The organism is Albidovulum sp. (assembly GCF_049646345.1).
In the GTDB taxonomy this organism is placed as follows: Bacteria; Pseudomonadota; Alphaproteobacteria; order Rhodobacterales; family Rhodobacteraceae; genus Albidovulum.
Map to the genome: position 1 here is coordinate 1 of NZ_JBARVQ010000648.1, position 9,056 is coordinate 9,056.

Below are 9,056 nucleotides of genomic sequence, written 5' to 3' on the forward strand. Positions count from 1 at the left end.
GTCAATGACCAACCACGCCGCCTTCGCCCATGCCGATGCGCCGCTCTTCCTGTTCCATCTGCTTGAGTTTTCGAAGAAAAAGTTCAACCTGGATGTGGAGGAGCTGAACGCCCGCTGGGCCGATCCGTCGATGATCGATTCGTGGTCCCAGATGGTCATCAAACATACCGAGGATTCGGTCGATATCGTCACCCATGCGCCGCAATCGGGCATCTACAAGATGCTTGAGGATGGCCGCGTCGTCTTCGACCGTTTCGACTATCACCGCCGCGCGGTGGAAAGTGAGAATGAGGCCTTCTTCCTGCGCATCCTGAAGCCTGGCGATTATCGCTATGAAGGCGCCGATCTGGGCATCCTCGTGACCCGGGGCCGGTCGATGACCAACGGGTTCAAGCTGACCGAGCGGTCGAAGAAATGGATCCACGGTATCCAGCAGGCTTTCGCCGCGCGGCCCTTGCCCTCGGCCGAGGCAGGGCCGTCCCTTGGCGATGGTGACTTCAAGATCATGTAGACACCGGGGCCCGGCCCCGGCACATAGCTGAAATGGACTATCTCTGGCGCGCTGTCGATATCGAGGAGCCCGGCCCGATCTGGGCCGCGCTTTTCCATGAATACTGGCCGGATTATCACCGCTGGTGGCTGCGCGAGGGCGAAGGGCCGCGTATACCCTATTGGCAAAGCCGCAAGGCCCTTGCGGCGCATATGCCGGAACTGGTCGGGCTCTATGACCAGCTATGTGAACTGGCGGGTGGCGGCGATCATGCTGCGCGGTTCCTCAGCTTCTGGCGACCGCCGCCATATCTGTCGGGCTGTTCACAGGCGATCTGGCCGGGGCGGGAACCGGTTCTGGTCAGGAACTACGATTACAGCCCGTCAGCATTCGACCGCCTGATTCTACGCACCAACTGGCTGGGCCGAAAGGTACTGGGCACGTCGGACGGGCTGTGGGGGCTGGTCGACGGGATGAACGATGCGGGCCTTGCCGTATCGCTGACCTTTGGTGGGCGCCGGGTGGTGGGTGAAGGCTTCGGCGTGCCCCTGATCCTGCGCTATGTGCTGCAAACCTGTACGACGGCGGAAGAGGCGGGCAGGGCGCTTGCCCGCCTGCCGACGCATATGAGCTACAATGTCACGGTGCTGGACGCCAAGCGGCGTTTCCTGACCGCGCTGATGGCGCCCGACCGGCCCGCACAGATCACCCATGCGGCTGTGGCGACAAACCATCAGAAGTCGGTCGAATGGACCGACCACGCCCGCATGACCGCGACGGTGGAACGCGAACGGTTCCTGCTTCAACGCCTGACCCTGCATGTGGAGCCGGAAGAGAAGTTCATCGGCGCCTTCCTGCGCCCGCCCCTTTATTCCACCGCCTTTTCGCGCGGCTTCGGGACGCTTTATACCGCCGTCTACCGGCCCCGCCTGCGCCATATGGACCTGCGCTGGCCGCGCGGGGTCTGGGCCTTCGGGTTGGACGACTTTACGCCCGGCGAACGGCTGATCCACACCCCCGACAGGATCGTGGCCGAAACCCCGTCCCGGACCTGATCCGGGACCTCTGCGGCGGTCGGGTAAGAGGTCCCGGGTCAGACCCGGGACGGGCGATCTCCGTCAATCGTCTCCTGCGCAGTTTTCAGCACCTCCTGCACAAGCCGGGCGGCGGTTTCGTCGTCCTCCGCCTCGGCATAGCAGCGCAGTTCCGGCGCATTGCCCGAGGGGCGCAGATGCAGCACAACGCCTGACTGGAAGGTGACCCGCAATCCGTCGGTCAGATCAAGTCCCGCCTCTGCGCCATGGCCATTGAAGAAGACCTCGCGTGCTTCGGGGTCCCGTGCCAGCAGGCCGACAAGCGCCAGCGATTTTTCCGTCGCGACACCTGTCAGCCGGTCACTTGCGGTTGCGCGGGCGGGCAGGGCGGCCACAAGTTCTGCCAGTCCCATGCCCCGCCGCATCGTTTCGGCCAGTGGCACAAGGATCGGCAGGAAGGCGTCGCGTGTTGCCAGCGGGGCGATCAGCCCACCGCGCCCCTCAGCCGCGAAGCCCAGAAGAAAGCCGCCATTCGCCTCGAACCCGGCGACGCGGGCATCCTTCGGCGCGGCCTGCATCGCGGCGATGACAAAGGGCGAACCGATCCGGGTGCGGATGACCCGGGCAAAGCGGCCCGAAAGTTCAATCATCGAATTGGAGGAAACCGGGGTGACCACGGTATCGGCCCCCAGCAGGTGCGCGGTCAGGGTGCCCAGAACATCGCCCGGAATCACCCGGCCGTCCGCATCCGTCATCAGGGGCCTGTCGGCATCGCCATCGGTCGATACGATGGCTGCCAGATCATGGTCCGCCGCCCAGCCCGCCAGCATCTTGCGTGTCCGGGCATCGACCGCCTCGGTATCGACGGGGATGAATGTGTCCGAGCGGCCAAGCGACACAGTCTCGGCCCCCAGAAAACGCAAGGTTTCCGACAGAAGGTCACGGGCGACGGAGCTGTGTTCATAGACGCCGACCCTGAGGCCGGTCAGGGCGCCACGGCCAAGACAGGCGAGGTAGCGGCGGCGATAGGCGGGCAGGGCCTCGGGGTCCCGAACCGCGTCGGCGGGCGGGCAATCGGCTTCGCCCGCATAGGCCTGCAGGATCGCCGCCTCGTCGTCCTTGGTGATCTCGCCATTGGCGGTGTAGAATTTCAGCCCGTTGCGGTCGGCCGGAATGTGGCTGCCGGTGACCATGACCGAGGGGGCCCCCGCCTCCATCGCTGCCAGCGCCAGCGCCGGTGTCGGCACCTCGCCGCAATCGACTGGCTCCAGCCCCTCGGCCGCAGCCGCCGCCGCGACGGCCGCCGCGATCCGTTCGGATGAGGGGCGCAGGTCACGCCCGATCATCAGGCGGCCGGAATGAGGCGTGACCTGCAAAAAGGCGCGAACATAGCCCGCGCAAAGACCATCTGTCAGCTCGCTGACCAGGCCGCGCAGGCCGCTTGTACCGAATTTGGGGGGCATCTTACTCTCGGTCTTTCAGTGGCTTAGCTGTGGCGATTGTGACAGATCGACCGGGGATGTATAGCCTGTCGGCGCGATCCGGTGTTATGGTCGTTGCAGGTGGGCATCGGCCGGGTCATTGAAAGACAGAATTGTTGAGAATGTTTCAGAATGCAGATGATTGTTTCTGCTGCGGCAGTAAAATTCAATGTGCCGACGGCGAAGGTCGCAAGCCGAATTCATCCGGTCTATCGTATGGGCAAGCAGCCGAACGCAGCGCGTTTCTGGACAGGAACTGACCGATGAATGCGAAAATCCTTTCGATCCTTGCAGGCATCTTTCTTGCCGTGCTCGTCGCATTTCTGGGCGGTATGTGGACCACCTACAAGAACTGGTGGCCCTGGCAGCAGGTCGATGAGGCGCGGGTCGCCTGGCGGTCGTTCCGGGCGACGGGACGGATCATGCCGCTTGACACCTATGCGCGGCGCAGACCGGATGCGGCCGACACACGCCACGCGATCCATGACGCGCAGGCCGCGGCCCCCGGTTACTGGGTCATCAATCGCTTTGACGCCGATACCGGAACCTATGTGCTGGAACTCTTTGACGGGCAGGGCGCGTTGGTAAACACCCATCCGATCGACTATTCCCGCATCAAGGAGGGTGGCGATCCGGGCGAGTTTGCCCATATCGCGACGATGCTGCCCGATGGGTCGGTCGTTGTTGTCTGGGACGATGCGCCAGGAATGGCGCGACTTGATGCCTGCGGGGCGCCGGTCTGGGCCAAGACAGACCAGATCTACCATCATTCGCTGGAACGCGGCGTGGATGGCTATTGGACATGGGCATCAGCGATCTGGAACGGCGGAGAGGATCAGCGGATGATTCGCTTTGATCCCGAGACCGGCGACATCCTCGAATCGATCGATCTGATCGACGATGTGATCCTGAAATCGCCCGCGAATGCTCTTGCGCTGCAGGTGCCTGAGGAATTCGAATTCGACCGCACCACGCAATATGGCGATCGCGCCGACATTTTCCATCCGAACGATGTGGAGGAACTCCTGCCGGAAATGGCCGCAGCCTTCCCGCAATTCGAGGCAGGCGACCTGCTGATCTCTAACCGCAATATCGATCAGGTAGCTGTGATCGGGCGCAAGACGGGGGCGGTCAAATGGTCGGCTTACGGACCCTGGCAGCACCAGCATGACGCCGATTTCCTGCCCGACGGGACGATTTCAATCTTTTCCAACAATACCGACCGGTTCCGCTCGAACATCATCCGGATCGACCCGAAGACGGGTGTTTCAGAAGACATGTTCTACGGCAAGGGCGTCGATTTCGACAGTTTCATCATGGGCAAGCAGCAACGCCTGCCGAATGGAAACTGGCTGATCACCGCCACGATTCAAGGACGGGTGCTGGAAGTGACACCGGCGGGCAAGATCGTGCGCGAATACAACAATATCATCGATGAAACTTACAACGCGCTGGTGCTTTATGCTGAATATCTGCCGCCGGACTATCTGACGACGGTCCCCGCTTGCGCCAAGTGATACGATTACGGAGTGAAAACCATGAGTAACAAGATCCTGCCGGTAATTCTGTGTGGCGGGACGGGAACGCGGCTCTGGCCCGTCTCGCGCGAGGGGATGGCAAAGCAGCTCCTTCCGATCCTCGGTGATCAGACGCTGTTGCAGATGACGCTGGCCCGCGTGGCCGGGAACGGTTTTGGCGCGCCGATGGTGATCGGTGCGCATGCGGTGCGTTTCACCATCCGCGATCAGGTGGAGGCGGTTTCGCCCGAGGCCCGCGTGGTGATCGAGCCCGAGCGGCGCGATACGATGGCGGCCGTCCTGCTGGCGGCGGCGATCGCGGCGGCGGAAGACCCCGATCAGGTGCTGGCGGTGATGCCGTCGGATCACCTCATCCGCGACGCTTCGGCGCTGAGCGAGGCGGTTCACATCGCAGCCGGGTCTGTGCTCAAGTCGGGTATCGCGGTGATCGGCGTTGAACCGACAGGCCCGTCGACGGCCTATGGCTATATCAAGCCCGGTGCAGCCGCGAAGGATGGCACCTCGGCGGTCGCGCAATTTGTCGAAAAACCCGATGAGGCGCGGGCCGAAAAGCTGATCGCCGAAGGGTGCCTCTGGAATGCGGGCATGTTCTGCTTCCGCGCGGGCTGGCTGATCGAGGCTTTGGGCGCGGTCGAGCCGGAGGCGGTCGAACATGTCACACAGGCGGTGACCGATATGGTCGAGGATCTTGGCATGTGGGTGCCGGGCGAAAGCTTCGGCAAGACCCGGGCAATCTCGTTCGATCATGGCTTCATGGAAAAGACGACCGAGGCCCGCGTGGCACCGGGCAGGTTCCGCTGGTCCGATGTCGGTGACTGGGACGCGGTCTGGGCGGAATCCGACAAGGATGCGGCTGGCAATGCGATCCGCGGCGACGGTTTCGCGCATGAGGCCAGGGACAACCTGATCCATTCCGAAGGGCGGCTGGTCTGCGCCGTCGGCGTTGAGGGGCTGGCGATCATCGAAACACCCGACGCGATCATGGTCGCCCCGCGCGAAAAGGCGCAGGAGGTGAAAGGGCTGGTCGGCGCGCTGAAAGGGGCAGGCCGGGATGAGGCGGTCGAACATATCCGCAACCACCGGCCCTGGGGCTGGTATCAGACGATGGATCTGGGGGAACGCTTCCGCGTTAAGCGCATCGTGGTGAAACCGGGCGCGAAGCTCTCGTTGCAAAAGCACCATCACCGCGCCGAACACTGGGTCGTCGTGCGCGGCACGGCCGAGGTCACCCGCGACGGCGAGATTCTGGTGCTGCATGAGAATGAAAGCATCTACCTGCCCATCGGCTCGGTCCACCGGCTGGCCAATCCCGGCCGCATCCCGGTCGAGATCATCGAGGTGCAGACCGGAACCTATCTGGAAGAGGACGACATCATCCGGATCGAGGACGAGTTCGGGCGGACGTAAGGTGGGTTTAAACCCACCTTACTTTTGGAACTGACAAGATGTCCCTCCCGTCCGGCGTCGCTGACGCCCCTGTAAGGTGGGTTTAAACCCACCTTACGCCCCAAGCGTTCGGCGAAAGGCGGCCTCGGTCAGTTCCGCGCCCTTGTTCCAGGTGAAACCGGCAGCCTGGTTCAGGGCTTTTTCGCTGATGCTTTGACGCAGACCGGGTTCGGTCAGGAGACGGATTGCGGCCTTCGCGATCTCGCTAGTGTTTTCGGGATCGAACAGCAGGCCGCCATCACCGACCACTTCCGGCAGGCTGCCGCGATCGGAGGCAAGGACCGGCGTGCCGCAGGCCATCGCCTCGACCGCGGGCAGGCCGAACCCTTCCCAAAGCGAGGGCAGCACCAGCGCCTCGGCTCCTGCCAGCAGTTCCGCCATCTCGCCGTCGTCGATTTCCCCGGTAAAGCTGATCCGGCCCCAGGCGCGGGCATCACGCGCGGCGCCTGCTGTCAGTTCCTCGACATTGTCCCAGAACCTGTCGCCGGTCGTGCGCCCGACGATCACCAGCCGCGCCTTGGGGCAGGCGGTCAGGATCGCGGGCATCGCCTCGATTAGCCGCAGTACATTCTTGTGGCGGTTGAAGCCGCCGATATAGACCAGCACCCGGTCATCTTCATCGATCCCGTGGCGGGCACGGGTGGTGGCGATGCGGGCCGGATCATCGATCGGCTGGAAGCAATCGAACGGGCCTTCGGTCGTCACATCGATCCGCGCACGCGGCACCCGCAGGATCTGCGCGATATCAGCGGCCGATGCCTCGGAAACGGTCAGGACCCGCCGCGCCTGCCAGATCGCCAGCCGGGTCTTGGCCCGCCAGAGCAGCACATTGCGCTTGGTCGGGAATATCAGGTCGGGGAAGCGTTCGGGGATCGTATCATGGATGCAGATCAGCTTTGGCACCCGGCTGAGGATCGGGAAGTAGGAATAATGCGCCGGAAAGAAGAAAAGATCGCAACCAAGCCTGCCAGCAGCGCGCGACATTGACCACATATCAGCCCCGGCCCGGGCGCCTGCGCCAGATGAGGCCTCCGACATCGACCGGCCCGCCCCGGCGACAACGACGCGAACCCCGTCCGGCACCGGCAGGCTCGGCGTCCGGTCGAAGAGCAGCGAATAGGAAAAGCCGGTATCGCGCCTGGCCAAAGCGCCGACAAGGCTGCGGGTAAACCGCCCGAAGCCGCGTTCGTTGTCCCAGGCGCTGGCATCTATGCCGACATGCATCTTCTGGCCTCCTGTCCTTGCCCCTTCCTAGTCGGAATTTTCACCTTTGCCCAATCCGTCAGGCGCGTTCGGGCAGGGCCGGTGCGCCCCGGTCCGCAAAGGTGGCAAATCCGCCACTTCGTTTCCCGCCGGGCTACGGAACGGTGCTTTCACATGAAAATCCGCATCTTGCTGATGCGATCCGGACGCGCTTGCGCTATGGACGACAGGAAGAGGGACAGGTGATTTCAAGGTCATGACTGATAACAAGGGTGCCGGGGAGCGGCTTCACATTCTGGAAATGCAGACCCAGTTCGGCGTGGGCGGCATCACCCGCCACGTTCTGGCGCTTCGCGACTGGATGCGGGGGCAGGGGCATCGGATCACGCTTGGTGGCACACCTGCCGCTTGGGCCGGGCCAGAGACGGAACCCGATTTCCTCACCCTGCCGACGAAATATGTCTCGGGCGAGGGCGGCTCGCTGCCCATGCGCCTTTTCAACGTGGCAAAGTCGGCCTGGACCCTGCGCCGCTGGCTGAAGACGCACCGGGTCGATGTGATCCACGCCCACGAATCCGCCCCGGCTTTGGTGGCCAACCTCGCCCGGCGCGGGCTGAACATCCCCCTGGCCGTCACCTATCACGGCTCTGAGCCCTCGCGCATCGCCTCCTTCGGCGGGATCGCGGCCAAGGCCGATCTGGTGATCACGCCCTCGCATCGTTCGGCCGAGGATCTGGCCCGGATCGGCGGGGTGCCCGAGGCCAAGCTGAAAGTGCTCGGCCTTGGCGTCGCCCCACCACCCGAGGATGGCGAGGATGAGGTGGCGGCGCTGAGGCGTGAGCTTCTGGGCGATGGCGACAAGCTGATCATCACCGTGGCCCGGCTGGAATATCAGAAGGGCATCGACATCCTGATCGACGCGGTGGCGCGGATGATCCCCGACCATCCCGGGTTTCGCTTCATCGTCGCGGGCGACGGTGTGGATGAGGACGAACTGAAGGCGCTAGCCCGGGAAAAGGGCGTCCAGAACCACTTGCGGTTTCTGGGCCGCGTCAACCGCCCGCATCTCTATCTGCGCGCCTCGGACCTTTTCCTGCTGACCTCACGGTGGGAGGCTTTGCCCTTTACCATCGTCGAGGCGTTTCAGGCCGGTATCCCCGCTGTCGCGGCGGCCTGTTCGGGGGTGGTGGAACTGATTGACGAAGAGGTCGGCGCGGTGGTGCCCATCGGCGATGTAGAGGCTGTTGCCGGGGCGGTCACCCGCATCCTGACCGACGGGACGCTTCGGAAATCCATGTCCGGGGCGGCGCTGGCAAAGTCAAAGCTTGACCGCTTCGATCCCGACTGGGTGCATGGCCAGTTCGAGGACACCTATACCGGTTTGGCCGGACGGAAATAGATCCGCGCGCTTGCCCCGGACGTGATCCGGGGCCTCTGCCCGGGCCGTCCCAAGAGGTCCCGGATCAAGTCCGGGACTGGCGTTACGATCCTTTCAGCCGCTGCAAATGACCAGTCGTAGCCGTAAGCCCTTGCTTCAGATTGAATTCAGGCGCGTAGCCCAGCCGCTCGCGCGCATGCTCGATACGGCACAGTCCGCGCCCCATATATTCCTCGAACAGGTGGTGATTGGGGTGAAGGACGCCATCTTTGGCAAGCTTCGACTTGGCAAAGGCCACCAGCGCCTCGAACCGTTTGTGGCCGATCAGTTTGCGCCCGACCGCGCTGATCCTTGCGGCCATCGACGGACCGTGATCGGCGCTTTCATCCGGCTTCGGGCCAAGGTTCCGGGCGATCTCATCGGCGGGAACGCGGGTCGCGCCCCCGGTGCCGAGGATTGCGCCATAGCCATCGACCAGTGCTGACC

General features: G+C 63.7%; 8 protein-coding genes and 1 pseudogene. 6 read left to right on the forward strand and 3 right to left on the reverse strand.

What is annotated here, in order from left to right:
* Together WBB85_RS16905 and WBB85_RS16910 are read left to right on the forward strand one after the other, a co-directional pair.
* Positions 1-511, forward strand: a pseudogene (locus WBB85_RS16905) (biotin carboxylase); the annotation flags it as partial.
* 32 nt (positions 512-543) lie between these two features.
* Positions 544-1,545 carry a C45 family autoproteolytic acyltransferase/hydolase gene (locus tag WBB85_RS16910; protein WP_432639766.1) on the forward strand — a complete coding sequence of 334 codons (1,002 nt, stop codon included), beginning with the start codon at positions 544-546 and terminating at the stop codon, positions 1,543-1,545.
* A gap of 38 nt (positions 1,546-1,583) precedes the next feature.
* On the opposite strand, the gene WBB85_RS16915 is transcribed toward WBB85_RS16910, so the two are convergent.
* Complete coding sequence (locus tag WBB85_RS16915) at positions 1,584-2,987, reverse strand: phosphomannomutase (RefSeq protein ID WP_432639767.1); 1,404 nt, start codon at positions 2,985-2,987, stop codon at positions 1,584-1,586.
* A gap of 150 nt (positions 2,988-3,137) precedes the next feature.
* Between WBB85_RS16915 and WBB85_RS16920 the strand changes: the two genes are divergently transcribed.
* From WBB85_RS16920 to WBB85_RS16930, 3 genes are read left to right on the forward strand one after another with little or no spacing between them, the layout of a single operon-like run.
* A complete protein-coding gene (locus WBB85_RS16920) occupies positions 3,138-3,272 on the forward strand; it encodes a hypothetical protein (protein ID WP_432639768.1) in 135 nt (44 codons plus the stop codon).
* The gene (locus tag WBB85_RS16925) at positions 3,269-4,522 is read left to right on the forward strand and encodes an arylsulfotransferase family protein (RefSeq protein ID WP_432639769.1); all 1,254 of its coding nucleotides are present in this window, start codon (positions 3,269-3,271) and stop codon (positions 4,520-4,522) included. Before WBB85_RS16920 ends, WBB85_RS16925 begins: the two co-directional genes overlap by 4 nt.
* Before the next feature lie 21 nt (positions 4,523-4,543).
* Positions 4,544-5,950, forward strand: coding sequence for a mannose-1-phosphate guanylyltransferase/mannose-6-phosphate isomerase (locus WBB85_RS16930; protein WP_432639770.1), 1,407 nt, complete (start codon positions 4,544-4,546; stop codon positions 5,948-5,950).
* Between the two features lie 93 nt (positions 5,951-6,043).
* On the opposite strand, the gene WBB85_RS16935 is transcribed toward WBB85_RS16930, so the two are convergent.
* Entirely contained in the window at positions 6,044-7,213 is a 1,170-nt protein-coding gene (locus WBB85_RS16935) for a glycosyltransferase family 4 protein (protein ID WP_432639771.1), read from the reverse strand.
* Between the two features lie 235 nt (positions 7,214-7,448).
* Here WBB85_RS16935 and WBB85_RS16940 point away from each other — a divergent pair, with 235 nt between their 5' ends.
* Positions 7,449-8,591, forward strand: coding sequence for a glycosyltransferase family 4 protein (locus WBB85_RS16940; protein WP_432639772.1), 1,143 nt, complete (start codon positions 7,449-7,451; stop codon positions 8,589-8,591).
* Between the two features lie 82 nt (positions 8,592-8,673).
* Here the strand turns inward: WBB85_RS16940 and WBB85_RS16945 are convergent.
* A partial coding sequence (locus WBB85_RS16945) for a hypothetical protein (RefSeq protein WP_432639773.1) occupies positions 8,674-9,056 on the reverse strand: 383 nt, incomplete at its 5' end.

Excerpts from the sequence above, each read along its gene's own strand:
- WBB85_RS16910 (WP_432639766.1), top strand. The coding sequence starts at position 544 with ATGGACTATCTCTGGCGCGCTGTCGATATCGAGGAGCCCGGCCCGATC.
- WBB85_RS16915 (WP_432639767.1), bottom strand. The coding sequence starts at position 2,987 with ATGCCCCCCAAATTCGGTACAAGCGGCCTGCGCGGCCTGGTCAGCGAG.
- WBB85_RS16920 (WP_432639768.1), top strand. The coding sequence starts at position 3,138 with ATGCAGATGATTGTTTCTGCTGCGGCAGTAAAATTCAATGTGCCGACG.
- WBB85_RS16925 (WP_432639769.1), top strand. The coding sequence starts at position 3,269 with ATGAATGCGAAAATCCTTTCGATCCTTGCAGGCATCTTTCTTGCCGTG.
- WBB85_RS16930 (WP_432639770.1), top strand. The coding sequence starts at position 4,544 with ATGAGTAACAAGATCCTGCCGGTAATTCTGTGTGGCGGGACGGGAACG.
- WBB85_RS16935 (WP_432639771.1), bottom strand. The coding sequence starts at position 7,213 with ATGCATGTCGGCATAGATGCCAGCGCCTGGGACAACGAACGCGGCTTC.
- WBB85_RS16940 (WP_432639772.1), top strand. The coding sequence starts at position 7,449 with ATGACTGATAACAAGGGTGCCGGGGAGCGGCTTCACATTCTGGAAATG.